Annotated in this window: 17 protein-coding genes and 1 riboswitch; of the genes, 3 read left to right on the forward strand and 14 right to left on the reverse strand. The window is 53.7% G+C overall.

Annotated features, from left to right (window positions below):
- Positions 1-25 precede the first annotated feature (25 nt).
- The 3 genes from ETV65_RS05805 to ETV65_RS05815 are packed head-to-tail and all read right to left on the reverse strand — an operon-like array spanning position 26 to position 2,935.
- Positions 26-451 (reverse strand): VOC family protein, encoded by a 426-nt coding sequence (locus ETV65_RS05805; protein ID WP_129951949.1) that lies wholly within the window; start codon positions 449-451, stop codon positions 26-28.
- Between the two features lie 50 nt (positions 452-501).
- The gene (gene dusC / locus ETV65_RS05810; protein WP_129951951.1) at positions 502-1,431 is read right to left on the reverse strand and encodes a tRNA dihydrouridine(16) synthase DusC; all 930 of its coding nucleotides are present in this window, start codon (positions 1,429-1,431) and stop codon (positions 502-504) included.
- 58 nt (positions 1,432-1,489) lie between these two features.
- Positions 1,490-2,935, reverse strand: coding sequence for an MFS transporter (locus ETV65_RS05815; protein WP_129951953.1), 1,446 nt, complete (start codon positions 2,933-2,935; stop codon positions 1,490-1,492).
- Positions 2,936-3,056: 121 nt separating this feature from the next.
- On the opposite strand from ETV65_RS05815, the gene ETV65_RS05820 reads away from it, so the two are divergent.
- Complete coding sequence (locus tag ETV65_RS05820; RefSeq protein WP_129951955.1) at positions 3,057-3,704, forward strand: metalloregulator ArsR/SmtB family transcription factor; 648 nt, start codon at positions 3,057-3,059, stop codon at positions 3,702-3,704.
- A 58-nt stretch (positions 3,705-3,762) separates the two neighbouring features.
- On the opposite strand, the gene rhlE is transcribed toward ETV65_RS05820, so the two are convergent.
- Positions 3,763-5,172: an ATP-dependent RNA helicase RhlE gene (gene rhlE / locus ETV65_RS05825; RefSeq protein ID WP_129951957.1), complete on the reverse strand. Its 1,410-nt coding sequence runs from the start codon at positions 5,170-5,172 to the stop codon at positions 3,763-3,765.
- A 377-nt stretch (positions 5,173-5,549) separates the two neighbouring features.
- Here rhlE and mdtG point away from each other — a divergent pair, with 377 nt between their 5' ends.
- On the forward strand, positions 5,550-6,752 hold the full coding sequence (gene mdtG, locus ETV65_RS05830; protein WP_129951958.1) for a multidrug efflux MFS transporter MdtG: 1,203 nt from the start codon (positions 5,550-5,552) through the stop codon (positions 6,750-6,752).
- A gap of 104 nt (positions 6,753-6,856) precedes the next feature.
- Here mdtG and ETV65_RS05835 read toward each other — a convergent pair whose 3' ends face one another.
- The 7 genes from ETV65_RS05835 to ETV65_RS24900 all read right to left on the reverse strand — a co-directional run bounded on the left by ETV65_RS05835 (position 6,857) and on the right by ETV65_RS24900 (position 10,820).
- Positions 6,857-7,567: a Bax inhibitor-1/YccA family protein gene (locus ETV65_RS05835; protein ID WP_129951959.1), complete on the reverse strand. Its 711-nt coding sequence runs from the start codon at positions 7,565-7,567 to the stop codon at positions 6,857-6,859.
- A 118-nt stretch (positions 7,568-7,685) separates the two neighbouring features.
- Positions 7,686-8,138, reverse strand: a complete 453-nt coding sequence (gene moaE, locus ETV65_RS05840; protein WP_129951960.1) for a molybdopterin synthase catalytic subunit MoaE — start codon at positions 8,136-8,138, stop codon at positions 7,686-7,688.
- Between the two features lies 1 nt (position 8,139).
- Positions 8,140-8,385 carry a molybdopterin synthase sulfur carrier subunit gene (gene moaD / locus ETV65_RS05845; protein WP_129951961.1) on the reverse strand — a complete coding sequence of 82 codons (246 nt, stop codon included), beginning with the start codon at positions 8,383-8,385 and terminating at the stop codon, positions 8,140-8,142.
- Positions 8,382-8,861 (reverse strand): cyclic pyranopterin monophosphate synthase MoaC, encoded by a 480-nt coding sequence (moaC, locus tag ETV65_RS05850; protein ID WP_129951962.1) that lies wholly within the window; start codon positions 8,859-8,861, stop codon positions 8,382-8,384. The genes moaD and moaC overlap by 4 nt, the downstream gene beginning before the upstream one ends.
- A 2-nt stretch (positions 8,862-8,863) precedes the next feature.
- Entirely contained in the window at positions 8,864-9,376 is a 513-nt protein-coding gene (gene moaB, locus ETV65_RS05855) for a molybdenum cofactor biosynthesis protein B (RefSeq protein ID WP_129951963.1), read from the reverse strand.
- A gap of 31 nt (positions 9,377-9,407) precedes the next feature.
- Positions 9,408-10,394, reverse strand: a complete 987-nt coding sequence (gene moaA / locus ETV65_RS05860; RefSeq protein ID WP_129951964.1) for a GTP 3',8-cyclase MoaA — start codon at positions 10,392-10,394, stop codon at positions 9,408-9,410.
- Positions 10,384-10,541, reverse strand: a riboswitch (molybdenum cofactor riboswitch). It overlaps the preceding gene by 11 nt.
- On the reverse strand, positions 10,497-10,820 hold the full coding sequence (locus ETV65_RS24900) for a hypothetical protein (RefSeq protein ID WP_165383700.1): 324 nt from the start codon (positions 10,818-10,820) through the stop codon (positions 10,497-10,499). (Overlaps the previous riboswitch by 45 nt.)
- Here ETV65_RS24900 and yvcK point away from each other — a divergent pair.
- Positions 10,805-11,713, forward strand: a complete 909-nt coding sequence (gene yvcK, locus ETV65_RS05865) for a uridine diphosphate-N-acetylglucosamine-binding protein YvcK (protein WP_129951965.1) — start codon at positions 10,805-10,807, stop codon at positions 11,711-11,713. The two genes, ETV65_RS24900 and yvcK, sit on opposite strands and share 16 nt — an antisense overlap.
- Positions 11,714-11,776: 63 nt before the next feature.
- On the opposite strand, the gene ETV65_RS05870 is transcribed toward yvcK, so the two are convergent.
- The 3 genes from ETV65_RS05870 to uvrB all read right to left on the reverse strand — a co-directional run bounded on the left by ETV65_RS05870 (position 11,777) and on the right by uvrB (position 14,842).
- Positions 11,777-12,304, reverse strand: coding sequence for an isochorismatase family protein (locus tag ETV65_RS05870; RefSeq protein ID WP_129951966.1), 528 nt, complete (start codon positions 12,302-12,304; stop codon positions 11,777-11,779).
- A 29-nt stretch (positions 12,305-12,333) separates the two neighbouring features.
- On the reverse strand, positions 12,334-12,702 hold the full coding sequence (locus ETV65_RS05875) for a VF530 family protein (RefSeq protein WP_129952147.1): 369 nt from the start codon (positions 12,700-12,702) through the stop codon (positions 12,334-12,336).
- A 133-nt stretch (positions 12,703-12,835) separates the two neighbouring features.
- Complete coding sequence (gene uvrB / locus ETV65_RS05880; RefSeq protein WP_129951967.1) at positions 12,836-14,842, reverse strand: excinuclease ABC subunit UvrB; 2,007 nt, start codon at positions 14,840-14,842, stop codon at positions 12,836-12,838.
- Positions 14,843-15,295: the final 453 nt, after the last annotated feature.

A 15,295-nucleotide genomic window follows, 5' to 3' on the forward strand; every position in this document is an offset into this window, starting at 1 on the left:
TCCCTTCGGGATACACAGGGGGATATTATTGATTGTCGATCAGATAACTTATTTCCTGCCCGTATGAAAGTTCAAGCGTATTGCCATCCGGATCATCCAGAAAAGCCCAGTATCCCACCGGCGCGCCGGAATCTGTGGGCTCCTTACGTAAAACGCCTGCGGCACGGGCTTCTGCAAGTTTGGCGTCCATGGCTTCTTTCGTCGCGCAGGCGACGCCGAGATGGCCGAAAGGGCCAAGTCTGGTGTCGGTATTGTCCGGGTCTTCAGCCAGTACGATAGCAAAATGGCGGGTCATGTCGCTCAGCCATGCGACGGGTCTGGCGTTGCTGCCCTTTTCCCCGCGCCGGTGGATCACTTTCATGTCAGCAAACTGCTGGTAGAACGCGATGCTGGCATCCAGGTCTTTGACGGCAAAAGCGATGTGGGTCAGGCCAATGTCTTTATTTTCCATGATACTTCTCCCTTTATAAGCGTTGCCGCGTGGAGAAGTCATGGCAGGGATCACCGGTTAATGCGTCCGGCAATTTCCTTTGACGTCTTCAGCACGCGCACTTCAGTAAATAACTCTGTCGCCTCTTCGTACTCTTTACGTAAATAACTCAGCCACTGTTTGATGCGCGCAACGTGATACAAACCGGTATCGCCCTGCTTTTCCAGACGGGTGTATTTCTGTAACAGCGTCATGACGTCCGGCCACGGCATGCGCGGTTCGTTGTACTTCACCACACGACTGAGGTTAGGAATATTCAGCGCACCGCGTCCGAGCATCACCGCATCACACCCGGTGGTTTGCAGGCAGGCCTGAGCGCTTTCGTAATCCCAGATTTCACCGTTAGCGATCACAGGAATACTCAGACGCTGACGGATTTCGCCAATCGCAGCCCAGTTAATACGCTCCGGTTTGTAGCCGTCTTCCTTGGTACGTCCGTGCACCGTCAGTTCCGTTGCACCGGCCTGCTGCACGGCATCCGCAATTTCAATGCTGCGCTCCAGCGAATCCCAGCCGAGACGCACTTTCACAGTGACCGGCAGATGTGCGGGAACGGCTGCACGCATGGCTTTGGCACCCTGGTAAATCAGCTCAGGATCTTTGAGTAATGTCGCACCGCCGCCGCTGCCGTTAACCAGTTTGGACGGGCAACCGCAGTTGAGATCGACACCATAAGAGCCCAGTTCCACCGCACGGGCAGCGTTTTCGGCCAGCCATTGCGGATATTGGCCCAGTAACTGTACGCGCACTAATGTGCCCGAAGGCGTGCGGCTGGCGTGATGTAGTTCAGGGCACAGGCGATAGAAGGATTTGGCGGGAAGCAGCTGATCTACCACGCGCAAAAACTCGGTGATGCACAAATCGTAGTCGTTCACTTCAGTAAGAAGTTCACGGACCAGAGGATCAAGCACACCTTCCATCGGAGCCAGTAATACGCGCATCGCAGTTCACCCCTTAAAAATGACGCGCAAGATTACCGCAAGGCCCGCCGCCGGGCAATTACCCCTGAGATAAATCGCTGCTTAATGACGGTTTTGCCCCGCCCTGCAAGCGTCTGACCCTGACGGAGCGCCAGGCAATCCACACCGCCACAAGCGCAGGCACCGCAAACAGCAGGAACATCCAGAATGCCGCGCTGGCTGCACCATTATCCCCCTTATCAACACCTGCAAAGTTAGCCACCGTTCCGGCTAACGCCGCACCGAGCGCCGCCGCGAAAGATTGCACGACGGTTATCGACGCCCCGGCTTTTTCGCGATCATCTTCCGGTGCCTGTTGCAGTACGCGGGTCAGCAGATGCGGCCAGCCGAGGCCAATCCCAAAACCGGCCAGCGTCAGCCCGAGCACCACGCCACTGATATTCAACCACGGCAGCCCAAACGCGACCGGCACGGTGAACAGCAGTAAAAGCAGACCGGTAGCCAGAATCAATGGCCCGCAGATAATCGCGCCGTCCGCACGTCGTCCGGTCCAGCCGGAACTCGCCACTTCACTTAATGTCCAGCCTGCGGCTGCGGCGGCAGTAATGTATCCGGCTGCCAGCGGGGTCTGACCGTGTAAATGTTGCAACAGATACGGCACAAACAGTTCGCAGCCGAGGCCGATAATCAGCAATGTCATCACCAGATACAGACCATAGAGCGGTGAGGAACGACGTAAAGCGTTACGCGGCAGCAGCCTGACATCCGCCGTAAATTCGCGGTGGCGTAAGACGAGAATCATCACCACGGCAACCACAAAACCGAGCAGGTTAATCAGGCCGGAGGACGACAAACTGCCCGCCGACACCACTAACACGGCACCGGTCAGTAATGCCAGTTGCATCAATGGCAACGGCTCTTCCGGCTGCCTGTCGCGCTGGGATTTCGGTAAAATCCGCCATACCCACAGCCCGAACAGTGACGTGACCGGCAACAGCAAACCAAATGCCCAGCGCCAGGCGTGCAGTTCAGCAAAAATACCGCCTACTGCCGGGCCGACCAGCGTCGCAATGCCCCACATCGCCGAAATCAGTGCCATCGCACGCGGCCAGAGAGATTCTTTAAACAAAAGATTGATCATCGCGTAGGACAGTGCGAATAAGAATCCGCCACCGAGGCCCTGCAATGCCCGTCCAAGCAGTAATACCGGCATATTCGGCGCGGCCGTGCAAATAGCAGCACCGGCAATAAAAATACCTGTCGCCATCAGATAACTGCCCCGGGGTCCGGCGGTCCGCATCAGCCGCGCTGACAGCGCCGAACCCAGAATGGAACACACAACATACAATGTGGTATTCCATGCATACCACGCCAGCCCGCCGATATCCTGCACGACTGAAGGGAGGATCGTGATAACGATGTAACTGTTAGTCGCATAAAGGGCGACGCCTGCGCTCAGGGTGATGGCGCTGCCCCGGTTTTCTGCACTAAATAAATCCGCCCATCCGTTCTGACTTCCCGACATTTTCTCTGCATCCCTTTAGTTTGTGCTTTCCACGCATTGAAGCATGTGGTGGTTATGATATGATTAAACCAAGAAAATACTTGGAATATGTTTTACGTAATCTAGAACCCGTCGAGGCTATATGTCAAGCAATGGCTTGGAAAATAAAAATGACGTCCGGCAAAGCGTCGCAGAGCGATTACTGACGCTGCTGAAAACCCGCGGAGAACTTCAGGCCAGCGATGCCGGATATCTGCTCGGCACTACCGGCGAAGCCATGCGCCAACAGTTTGTGAAGCTGGCAAAGGAAGGACTGGTGGAAGCCAGAGCCGTTTCGCAAGGTGTCGGCCGCCCGGCACAGTTCTGGCAACTGACCGCCGCCGGCCATGCGCGATTCCCCGATGCCCACGCGGATCTTACCGTACAACTTTTGCAACTGATCCGCACTTCACTGGGCGATTCAGCATTGGATCAGCTGATCACGTCGCGCGAAAACCAGACGCTGGAAAATTACCGGCAGGCAATGAATGGCGCGAATTCTCTGGAAGAAAAGCTACAACGGCTGACGGCTATCCGCACGCGGGAAGGTTACATGGCGGACTGGAAAATGCAGGAGGACGGCAGTTATCTGTTTGTCGAAAATCACTGCCCGATTTGTGCTGCCGCAACCACCTGTCAGGGATTTTGCCGGGCGGAACGTGATGTCTTCAGCGATGTGCTGAACGCCAGCGTCGAGCGTACCGAACATATTTTGCAAGGTGCGCGGCGTTGTGCTTATGTCATCAGGTAGATTACAGACGAAAAAAAACCGCCGGTGAAGGCGGTTTGATTGCAGGGCAGCCGGAAACTTATTTGTTGCCGCTGCCTGCATTGCCGGTGCGACGCTGGCCTGCATGCGCAGGACGCGAACGTGCCGGACGGTTTTCAGCAGAACCACGGTTTTCTGAACCACGATTTTCAGAGGTGCCGCTGCGCTGGCCGTTGCCGCCCTGACGCGGAGCGCCTGAACGCGGTGCACCGGAACGTGGTGCGCCCGGACGCTGCCCCTGACGAGGCGCGCCACGACCGCCGCCACCGTTGCCCTGACGACCATTGATGATCGGCTCAGCTTTAATGCTCGGATCTGGCTCGTAGCCTTCCAGCGCAATGCGCGGAATTTCACGTTTCAGCAGGCGTTCGATATCACGCAGCAATTTGTGTTCGTCTACGCATACCAGAGAAATCGCCTCACCGGTGGCTTCCGCACGGCCGGTACGGCCAATACGGTGAACGTAATCTTCCGGTACGTTTGGCAGTTCATAGTTGACCACGTGCGGCAGCATATCAATATCCAGACCCCGCGCAGCGATGTCTGTTGCCACCAGAACACGAATAGAACCGGCTTTAAAATCAGCCAGTGCACGGGTACGTGCGCCCTGACTTTTATTACCATGAATAGCCGCAGCCGTGATGCCATCTTTATTGAGTTGCTCAGCCAAATGGTTTGCACCATGTTTGGTACGGTTGAATACCAGCACCTGTTTCCAGTCGCCTTCACCGATCATCTGAGACAGCAATTCTCTTTTACGTTTCTTATCAACAAAATGAACGCTTTGTTCAATTTGCGCAGAAGCGGTGTTGCGACGTGCAACTTCGACAGAAGCCGGGTTGGTCAGCAACTTGCTCGCCAGACCTTTAATCTCATCAGAGAAGGTAGCCGAGAACAGCAGGTTCTGGCGCCTGGCAGGCAGTTTCGCCAGCACGCGACGGATGTCGTGAATAAAGCCCATGTCCAGCATGCGGTCGGCTTCGTCCAGCACCAGAATTTCAACCTGAGATAAATCAACAGCACGCTGATGTTCCAGATCCAGCAAACGACCCGGCGTTGCAATCAGCACATCTACACCACCGCGCAGTTTCATCATCTGCGGGTTGATGCTCACCCCACCAAATACCACCAGCGAACGCAGGGTCAGGTATTTGCTGTAAGCCTGAACGTTTTCACCAATCTGCGCCGCAAGCTCACGGGTTGGGGTCAGGATCAGCGCACGAACCGGGCGACGTCCTTTGAATTGCGCGTTGGTATGGCTGAGCATATTGAGTAGCGGCAAAGTAAAACCAGCGGTTTTACCGGTACCGGTCTGCGCACTCGCCATCAGGTCACGACCTTCCAGCACGACAGGAATAGCCTGACGCTGGATAGGTGTAGGTTCGCGATAGCCCTGTTCTTCAACAGCACGCAAAATTTCGGCACTTAAGCCGAGGGAATCAAATGACATATAAGGAAAAGCTCCAGTCCACTCTAACCCGAACGGGGTTCGGTGCAGTTTCAAGAGTGGATGATCAGACGAGGCAAATGAGGCATTACCACGAGGATTCGGCACAAACTGCAGTGCGCCAGTTGCGTCGATACTAGCACAAAACGCCGCGCTGCGTGAAGTTATCTCCGTTGCGGCTGTAACTGACGGTTACAGCCGCAGACTCTGGTAACAAATTCAGGCCATATAATCTGCCGCGATAATCCGAAACTTTGATACAGGATAATCAATTATAAAGCTGATGAATGGGTTCCCACTTTTTGCGCTCCACTTCACAGATTTGATTGCTATGCTTCTTTTCTCTCACTCCTCTGTCCATAAGGCCACATCGCTGCAACATGGAAACCTGGAAAGTAAATTTAATCTCCGTCTGGCTGGGCTGTTTTTTCACCGGCATGGCGATGAGTCAGATCCTGCCTTTTTTACCGCTTTACATCGAACAGCTTGGCGTCACGTCTCATGAGTCCCTGAGCCTGTGGTCAGGGCTGGTATTCAGTGGCACGTTCCTGGTTTCCGCCGTCGTTGCGCCCTTGTGGGGCAGCCTGGCAGACCGCAAAGGTCGTAAACTGATGTTGCTGCGTGCCGCGCTGGGTATGGCAATTGTCATGATGTTGCAGGGGTTCGCCACCAACGTCTGGCAGCTTTTCATTTTGCGCACACTGATGGGGCTGACATCCGGGTATATTCCGAACGCAATGGCGCTGGTCGCCTCACAGGTGCCGCGTGATAAAAGTGGCTGGGCGCTGGGTACGCTGTCTACAGGCCAGGTATCCGGCGTGATTATCGGCCCGCTGCTCGGCGGTTTTATGGCCGACCATCTCGGCCTGCGCACGGTGTTTTTCGTCACCAGCGGCATGCTGTTTATCAGCTTCCTCATCACATTATTTTTAATTAAAGAACGCGTGGTGCCGGTTACCAAAGCCAACCGCCTGAGCGGTAAAGCAGTCTTCACCACGCTGCCTTATCCATGGCTGATTATCAGCCTGTTCGTCACTACCATGATGATCCAACTGGCGAACGGCTCCATCAGCCCGATTCTGACGCTGTTTATCCGCGAACTGTCATCGGATACCAGCAATATCGCCTTTATCAGTGGTGTGATCGCCGCTGTACCGGGCGTTTCCGCGCTGATGGCCGCACCGAAACTCGGCAAACTCGGCGACCGCATTGGCGCGCACCGCATTTTGATTGCTGCGCTGGTTTTTTGCTTCATTCTGTTCTGCCTGATGTCACTGATTAATACGCCTACTCAACTGGGGATCCTGCGTTTCATGCTCGGTTTCGGCGACGGTGCACTGATGCCCGCAGTGCAGGCATTGCTGGTGAAATACAGCAGTGATCAGGTTACCGGCCGGATATTCGGTTACAACCAGTCGTTTATGTATCTCGGGAATGTGGTGGGCCCCTTGATTGGCTCAAGTGCTTCTGCCCTGCTCGGCTTCCGGTGGGTGTTTATCGTGACGGCGATTCTGGTGTTGTTCAACACAGTGCAGGTGTGGTGGAGTTTCCGGCAGGTGCCGACGGGAAGGATCAGGGTTTGATTTGCCCCTCCCCTTCGCAGGGGAGGGAGTAAAAAGCCTCACCAGCAGGCATAAAAAAAGGGACACTTCTCAGTGTCCCTCTCAATCGTTTGAAATCAAAAACCTTAACGACGGTTGCCGAAAATCCGCAACAACATCAGGAACAGGTTGATGAAATCAAGGTACAGCGTCAGCGCGCCAACAATCGAGTATTTACGGAAGTTATCACGGTCATCCTCTGACAACTGCGCACCCATGTTTTTCAGCTTCTGCGTGTCATACGCGGTCAGGCCGACGAAAATCAGCACACCGGCGTACGAAATGATATTCGCAAGGCCGGAGCTTTTCAGCCACATGTTTACCAGTGAGGCCAGCACCAGACCAATCAGCGCCATGAATAACATGCTGCCGATACCGGTCAGGTCACGTTTGGTCACATAACCGTAGACACTCATCGCGCCAAACATACCGGCGGCCACGATAAACGTTCCGAAAATTGAATCACCGGTGTAGACCAGAAAAATGCTGGAAAGCGTCAGACCGGTCAGTGCGGAATATAGCATGAACAAACCGGTGGCCACGGTGCCGCTCAGACGGTTCACCATACCGGAAATCACAAAGACCAGCGCCAGCTGCGCGATAATTAAACCGAAGAAAGTAATCTGGCTTGAGAAAACAAAGCTCATGATTTTTTCAGAGCCGGAAGCATACCAGGCCACAAATGCCGTCAGCAGCAAACCACAGAACATCCAGCCATACACTTGCGCCATGTACGCCTGAATGCCGGTGTTCGCGCGTTCAACAATTGAACCGTTACTGCGTGGATATCGATCCATGATGATTACCCTTTTGCATGGAGGATGAAAAATGAGGCCAAAACAGCCTCCCGATTTTTAAAGCGTATCACAGATAGGAAGAAAAGCATGGAAGGTCTGCGTGCGGTTGAGATGCTATTTACCAGCGGGCCGCCGCCTGTTTATCGCTGTCACGGGCATCGACCCAGCGGTCCCCCTCTTGCGTGGCTTCTCGCTTCCAGAATGGCGCGCGGGTTTTCAGGTGATCCATAATGAATTCATTGGCTTCGAATGCCATGCCGCGATGTGCACTGGTCACACCGACAAACACAATTTCATCGCCCGGATACATCGGCCCGATGCGGTGATAAACCGACACGCGTTGCAGCGGCCAGCGGTTACGGGCTTCGGCAATAATCTCGGCCAGCGCTTTTTCGGTCATGCCCGGGTAATGCTCCAGCGTTAAGGCACTGACATGACTGCCCAGATTGTGGTTACGCACTTTGCCGGTAAACGTGACAACAGCACCGTCGGCGTCGGATTGCGCCAGCCAGTTGTATTCATCACCCACGCTGAACGGCGCAGCATCAACAACAATTTTCGTCTGATCCATCTCAGCCTCCGGTCACCGGCGGGAAGAACGCCACTTCATCACCCGCGCGCAACGGATGCGCCATCGTGGTTAGCGTCTGGTTAACCGCCACCAGTAATTTTCCTGATTCCAGCGCCAGTGCCCAGCGTTCTCCCCGTCCGGTAAGCGCAGCCCGTAACGCTTCCACCGTGGCAAAATCTGCAGGAAGTTGCAGGCTGGAGGTGCCGGTCAGTTCGCGCACCTGTGCGAAGAATAAAATATCAATCATAGTACCGCCTTAAAGTCGCCTGATTTACCGCCACTTTTTTCCAGCAGACGGATCGGGCCGATCACCATATCTTTCTGAACCGCTTTACACATGTCATAGATAGTCAGCGCCGCGACGGAAGCCGCCGTCAGCGCTTCCATTTCCACCCCGGTTTTCCCGCTCAGACGGCAGCGTGACTCGATACGCACGCGGTTATGCTCCGGTTGTGCTTCCAGAGTCACTTCTACTTTGGTCAGCAACAGCGGATGACACAACGGGATCAGATCCCAGGTCTTTTTCGCGGCCTGAATACCTGCGATACGCGCCGTGGCAAATACATCACCTTTGTGATGATTGCCGTTAATGATCATCGCCAGCGTGTCGGCAGCCATTTCAACAAAGGCTTCCGCACGGGCTTCACGAACAGTTTCCGCCTTGCCGGAGACATCCACCATGTGAGCATCGCCGGATGCATTAATATGAGTCAGTTCAGACATACTTATTTCTTCAAATGTGGAGTGAAATTACACGGCCCCTGACGGGCATCAAGCTGCGCTTCAATGATGTTATCCCAGGCGGTCTGGCAGGCGCGGGTTGAACCGGGCATGGCGAAAATCACCGTCTGGTTGGCAATGCCACCTATGGCGCGCGACTGAATGGTCGAGGTACCGATATCTTCAAACGACACCATGCGGAACAGCTCACCGAAGCCTTCGATTTCACGGTCAAACAAGGGCTTCAGTGCTTCCGGCGTATTGTTGCCTGCACTAAAACCCGTGCCTCCGTTGATCAGAATCGCCTGGATTTTTTCATCTGCAATCCATGCGGAAACCACGGCACGGATACTGTAAATGTTTTCTTTGACGATTTGCTGTGCGACGACATGGTGGCCGCCTTCGGTGACGGCTTCTTTCAGGTAATGCCCGGACGTGTCTTCCGCGTCAGTACGACGGTCAGACACCGTCATAATCGCCACAGATAACGGCAAAAACGCTTTACTGGCTTTGCTCATCAGTTTGCTCCTTAAACGATTACTACCGGATTCAGCCGCCGATAAACGACAGATTCTGGGTGATCCCGGTATTGCCTTCATGCAGGAAGTGGGTCTGTTTTTTACGACTGAGGCCCCCCTGAATGCGATCCATCAGATCGTCCTGCTGCATGTCGTCGGCTAATAAATCACGCAGCGGAATACCCTGCTCGCCGAAAAGACATAAATGCAGATTGCCGATGGCCGATACCCGCAGCCGGTTGCAACTGACGCAGAAATCTTTTTCGTACGGCATGATCAGACCAATTTCACCCAGATAATCCGGATGGCTAAATACCTGCGCGGGGCCGTCGCTGCGTGAGCGAAGCTGCAACTGCCAGCCCTGATGCACCAGCTGTTCGCGCAGCACTTCACCGGAGATATGGTGTTTGCGGAACAGGTCACCCCCGTCGCCGGTTTCCATCAGTTCGATAAAACGTAACTGGATCGGGCGGGTTTTAATCCACGCGAGGAAGGTATTCAGACTGGCATGATTCACATCGCGCATCAGCACGGTATTGACTTTTACTTTGCTAAAACCGGCGTCAAAAGCAGCATCAATGCCAGCCATAACCTCGCGGAATTTATCCTGCCCGGTGATGGCATGAAACTGGCGGGCATCGAGACTGTCAACGCTGACGTTGATATTGGTGAGACCCGCGTCGCGCCATTTCGCAATATCACGCGCCATACGGTAACCATTGGTGGTCACTGCCAGAGTTTTAATGGAGGGGTTTTCGCGCACTGCGGCAATGATTTCGCAGAAATCGCGGCGCAGCGAAGGTTCTCCACCGGTCAGACGCACTTTTTCTGTTCCCAGATTGGCGAACGCACGGCTGACCCGACGGATTTCATCGAGCGAGAGAAAACTTTTATTGCTGTGTCCGTGCGGCTTATAGCCATCCGGCAGACAATAGGTGCAACGGAAATTGCACACATCAGTGATCGACAGCCGCAAGTAATAAAACTTGCGGGCAAAAGCATCAGTAAGTTGAAGCACCTTAACACCTTTCCAAATACGGGAGATGCGGGCATTTCTGCCGTGCACCCTGGTGACATAGTGTCACGGCCAGGGCTCCATATTGTTTCTGCGGGAACGACGTCAGAAAAACAACTTAGGAACCAGGGCTAGGAGTTGATTCATCCGGTCCGTAGCGGAGCGATAATGAATACGGGGTAACGGAGCATATTCTAACGCCGCAAAGTCCCGTTCGCCAAGGTGGTTTTTCGTTATGTATTTTGATATATAACGATATTTCACAACAAAAGGCAGCATTTTCAATGCCAAAAGCATCGGGTTTTTAATGTTCTCAGAGTGGCGAGAAGGGGTAACATCTTGTTGCAATATTAGGTAAAATCCGCCGCTGGAAAACGAGGTAAACCCGCCGCTCCCCATTTGAAAGGAAAACCATGCGCAATCGAACATTAGCTGACCTCGACCGGGTGGTGGCGTTAGGCGGAGGGCACGGGCTGGGCCGGGTGATGTCTTCACTTTCGCTGCTAGGCCCGCGTCTGACTGGCATTGTCACCACCACCGATAACGGCGGTTCAACCGGCCGTATCCGCCGTTCCGTTGGCGGCATCGCCTGGGGCGATATGCGCAATTGCCTGAATCAGTTGATCACCGAACCGAGCCTGGCATCGGCGATGTTCGAATACCGTTTCAGCGGCCAGGGCGAACTGGATGGCCATAATCTTGGCAATCTGATGCTGCGTGCGCTGGATCACCTCACCGTACGCCCGCTTGAGGCGATCAATCTGGTGCGCAGCCTGCTGAAAGTTGACGCAGAATTGATCCCGATGTCCGAACAACCCGCCGATCTGGCCGCGATTGATGCCAATGGTGAACATGTCCACGGCGAAGTGAACGTCGATAAACTGGCACAAATACCGCGTGAATTGCTGCTGGAACCCCAGGTGCCCGCTACCCGGGAAGCGTTACAGGCAATCGCCGAAGCCAATCTGATCCTGATCGGGCCGGGCAGTTTCTTTACCAGCCTGATGCCATTATTACTGATGAATGATATGACAGCCGCGCTGCGCCGCAGCCGGGCGCATATCGTGTATATCGGAAATCTGGGGAAAGAACTGAGTGTCGCCGCCGCCTCGCTGACGCTGGATGACAAACTGGATATGATCGAGAAGCGTATCGGCCGCCGCGCCGATGCCGCCATTGTCGGGCCTAAAGTCAACATCGGCAGCAGCGCCGCTGAACATCTGATTATTCAAAGCCCGCTCGAAGCCAGTGATGTGCCCTATCGTCATGACCGCGACATGTTGCGGATGGCGATTGAAGAGACGCTGCAAAAAATGATCTGATTCCGGAAATCACAAACACGAAAGGCCGCTTTAGCGGCCTTTTTTGGGTTCAGAAAACGGAGTTTATGACCAGTCGGCCAGAATTTCCGCCGTCGTTTTTACCGTTACCGGATTGCCCGGCACGGATAATTCACGCCAGACTTCATTATGTTGCCCGATCAGTTGCTGCGCTGAAACATATGTACGATCGCCAGTGGTATGCGCATCCGACGCGACCGTCACGGCATAACCTTTGCTGGCAGCAACCTTGATGGTGGTATCTACACAATAGTCCGTCGCACAACCGCAGATAGTAAAACCGGTTACGTTCAGTTCTTCCTGCAGAACATGATCGAGGGAGGTGCGGTAGAAAGAATCGCAGGCGGTTTTAGTCACGGAAAGTGCGTCTTCCGGCAGATGTAGCTCCGGCAATACCTGCCAGTATTCACTCCCTTCCGTCATTTCGCCTTCAGCGTGTTGAATGAAGATGACGCGCCCTGCCCGGGCTATCAGTTGATTAATCTGTTCGACCCGTCCGCTGCGGTCATAACGCGGCGAAGCAAATACCCCGTTTTGCATATCTACCACAATAAGAACACGTTGCTCTGACACGAGTTTTCTCCTCACAAGAACACGTTGAATTACTTTTTCACCAGCGGATGATTATTCCAGGGGCTGTCGGCTGCAGGTGCGGCGGTACTGACTTTGGTTTTTTGCGGCACCTGTGCAGACGAGGGGGTGCGGCGCTTGCTGCGGGTCAAATCCGGGCGCAGATGGCCTTCGATAAAATCCAGATATAAGGTTTCCACTTCCTTACGCGCCCAGGGTGTGCGGCGCAGGAACTTCAGGCTGGATTTCACACTCGGGTCACTTTTGAAGCAATTGATATTGACCTGTGAGGCCAGCGCAGGCCAGCCAAAGTTATCCACCAGTGTTGTCAGCAGTTTTTCCAGCGTGACGCCGTGCAGCGGATCTTTCGCTGCGCCAGGGTTTTGTGGTGTATCCGTCATTGGCTCGCTCGTCATTTTAAGATGTCAGGGTGATGATTTACAGGCCGCGCAGTCTATCACTTTTATCCCCGACATACTTCACATTGCCTGTGGGTTGGCTGCGTTCAATCACCCGACTTATTTGGGGACCGCTTTACGAAATCGCAATAAACTGCTCGCGCAACGCATGCAGCTCGTCACGGGTGTTAGCCGCTTCTTCGAACTCCAGATTTTGCGCGTGCGCATACATTTTGCTTTCCAGCTCTTTAATGCGCTGCTCCAGCGCTTTTGGCGTAAGCGATTTGAAGGTCTGCGCCGCTTCGGCATCGCGTTTGTCTTTGTTCTTTTTGGTCTTCGGTTGACCGAGTTGCAGGATGTCGGAGATCTTCTTATTCAGCCCCATCGGCGTGATGCCGTTTTCGAGGTTATACGCTTCCTGTTTGGCGCGACGACGTTCGGTTTCTTCAATGGCACGGGCCATCGAGTGGGTAATTTTATCACCGTAGAGAATCGCTTTACCGTTGAGGTTACGCGCTGCACGGCCGATGGTCTGGATGAGTGAACGTTCAGAACGCAGGAAGCCTTCTTTATCCGCATCCAGAATGGCCACCAGCGACACTTCCGGCATATCCAGCCCTTCGCGCAGCAAGTTGATCCCCACCAGCACGTCAAATTCCCCCAGACGCAAATCGCGGATAATTTCCACACGCTCAACGGTATCGATGTCAGAGTGCAGGTAACGCACCTTCTCGCCGTGTTCTTCCAGATACTCCGTCAAATCCTCGGCCATACGTTTGGTCAGCGTGGTGACCAGCACACGCTCGTTAATCGCGACACGTTTACGGATCTCCGATAACAGGTCATCCACCTGTGTGGTCACCGGCCGTACTTCAATGATCGGATCCAGCAGACCGGTCGGACGCACCACCTGATCGACCACATCGTCACCGGACTTCTCCAGCTCGTATTTCCCCGGCGTGGCTGAGACATAAATACTTTGGGGTGCCAGCGCTTCGAATTCCTCAAAACGCATCGGGCGGTTATCCAGCGCGGAAGGCAGACGGAAACCATATTCCACCAGCGTTTCTTTACGAGAGCGGTCGCCTTTGTACATACCGCCGATTTGCGGAATGGTGACGTGCGATTCATCGACAATCAGCAGGCCGTCAGCCGGAAGATAATCAAACAACGTCGGTGGCGGCTCGCCCGGCCCGCGGCCGGACAGATAACGTGAGTAGTTTTCAATACCGGAGCAATAACCCAACTCATTCATCATTTCGAGATCAAACTGCGTACGCTGGCTGATACGTTGCTCTTCCAGCAGTTTGTTATTGGCAAGCAGCACCTTGCGGCGATCCGCCAGTTCGACCTTGATTTCTTCCATCGCCTGTACAATACGTTCGCGCGGCGTTACGTAGTGCGTTTTAGGGTAAATGGTAAAACGCGGCACTTCATGTTGCACCTGGCCGGTCAGCGGATCAAACAGCGAAAGACGTTCAACTTCCTGATCAAACAGCTCAATGCGCAACGCCAGATCATCCGATTCAGCCGGGAACACATCAATCACTTCGCCACGCACGCGGAAAGTACTGCGCTGGAAAGCCTGATCGTTGCGTGCATATTGCAGCTCTGCCAGACGACGCAGGATCGAACGCTGATCGATAATCATCCCTTTGGTCAGATGAAGCATCATTTTCAGGTACAAATCCGGATCGCCCAGACCGTATATCGCTGAAACAGAAGCCACCACAATGACATCACGTCGTTCGAGCAGAGCTTTGGTGGCAGAAAGGCGCATCTGCTCGATGTGTTCGTTCACCGAGGCGTCTTTTTCGATAAAAGTATCTGAACTTGGGACATACGCCTCTGGCTGATAATAGTCATAGTAAGAGACGAAATATTCGACGGCGTTTTCCGGGAAGAATTCTTTCATCTCACCGTATAACTGCGCGGCCAGCGTTTTGTTGGGGGCCAGTACCATCGTCGGACGGTTCAGATCCGCAATCACATTCGCCACGGTAAAGGTTTTGCCCGAACCGGTGACCCCGAGCAATGTCTGGTGCGCCAGCCCGTTCTCCAGCCCTTCTTCCAGACGGCGTATCGCCTCTGGCTGATCGCCGGACGGTTTAAATTCGGAATGCAGTTTGAACACTTTACTCATGACGGGCTACCTGACTGAAATGGGAACGCATAGGGCCGTGCGCGCTGTACGGGTGAACAGTTTGCGGAAAAATAGTATGAAAGACTTCGCGATTTTTGCCAGCCCTGATTTTACCTTCGCTATAATACTGTATATAAAACCAGCTTCCAACCGATAAAGGATGTTTGCGTTTAACCTGCTGGCGCTGCTGCACTTTTTTAGGATATGAAGGATGAGATCTCTCACCATCAGGTGACATTTTTTCCCAAAATTCTTTCCCCTTCCGCTTCCTGACCACAGGCTGACGAAGATTGACACAACTATGACGAACGAATTACGACTGTATTGCTTTTAGGTAACTCATTGATTAAAAAGATTATCACTAAAAAGCTGCGAATACGGGCAAACTGAGCGGAACCCGCATGCTGACTCGTCTGTAGCAACTTTTCTTACTCTCATACACAAGGTTATCCA

The sequence above is a fragment of the Rahnella sp. RFA10(1/100) genome, assembly GCF_004195115.1.
GTDB classification, from domain to species: domain Bacteria; phylum Pseudomonadota; class Gammaproteobacteria; order Enterobacterales; family Enterobacteriaceae; genus Rahnella; species Rahnella perminowiae.

Excerpts from the sequence above, each read along its gene's own strand:
- ETV65_RS05875 (WP_129952147.1), bottom strand. The coding sequence starts at position 12,702 with ATGACGGATACACCACAAAACCCTGGCGCAGCGAAAGATCCGCTGCAC.
- ETV65_RS24900 (WP_165383700.1), bottom strand. The coding sequence starts at position 10,820 with ATGTTCGATTGCGCATGGTTTTCCTTTCAAATGGGGAGCGGCGGGTTT.
- rhlE (WP_129951957.1), bottom strand. The coding sequence starts at position 5,172 with ATGTCATTTGATTCCCTCGGCTTAAGTGCCGAAATTTTGCGTGCTGTT.
- yvcK (WP_129951965.1), top strand. The coding sequence starts at position 10,805 with ATGCGCAATCGAACATTAGCTGACCTCGACCGGGTGGTGGCGTTAGGC.
- ETV65_RS05805 (WP_129951949.1), bottom strand. The coding sequence starts at position 451 with ATGGAAAATAAAGACATTGGCCTGACCCACATCGCTTTTGCCGTCAAA.
- moaB (WP_129951963.1), bottom strand. The coding sequence starts at position 9,376 with ATGAGCAAAGCCAGTAAAGCGTTTTTGCCGTTATCTGTGGCGATTATG.
- ETV65_RS05835 (WP_129951959.1), bottom strand. The coding sequence starts at position 7,567 with ATGGATCGATATCCACGCAGTAACGGTTCAATTGTTGAACGCGCGAAC.
- ETV65_RS05820 (WP_129951955.1), top strand. The coding sequence starts at position 3,057 with ATGTCAAGCAATGGCTTGGAAAATAAAAATGACGTCCGGCAAAGCGTC.
- uvrB (WP_129951967.1), bottom strand. The coding sequence starts at position 14,842 with ATGAGTAAAGTGTTCAAACTGCATTCCGAATTTAAACCGTCCGGCGAT.
- moaD (WP_129951961.1), bottom strand. The coding sequence starts at position 8,385 with ATGATTGATATTTTATTCTTCGCACAGGTGCGCGAACTGACCGGCACC.
- moaC (WP_129951962.1), bottom strand. The coding sequence starts at position 8,861 with ATGTCTGAACTGACTCATATTAATGCATCCGGCGATGCTCACATGGTG.
- moaE (WP_129951960.1), bottom strand. The coding sequence starts at position 8,138 with ATGGATCAGACGAAAATTGTTGTTGATGCTGCGCCGTTCAGCGTGGGT.
- mdtG (WP_129951958.1), top strand. The coding sequence starts at position 5,550 with ATGGAAACCTGGAAAGTAAATTTAATCTCCGTCTGGCTGGGCTGTTTT.
- dusC (WP_129951951.1), bottom strand. The coding sequence starts at position 1,431 with ATGCGCGTATTACTGGCTCCGATGGAAGGTGTGCTTGATCCTCTGGTC.
- ETV65_RS05815 (WP_129951953.1), bottom strand. The coding sequence starts at position 2,935 with ATGTCGGGAAGTCAGAACGGATGGGCGGATTTATTTAGTGCAGAAAAC.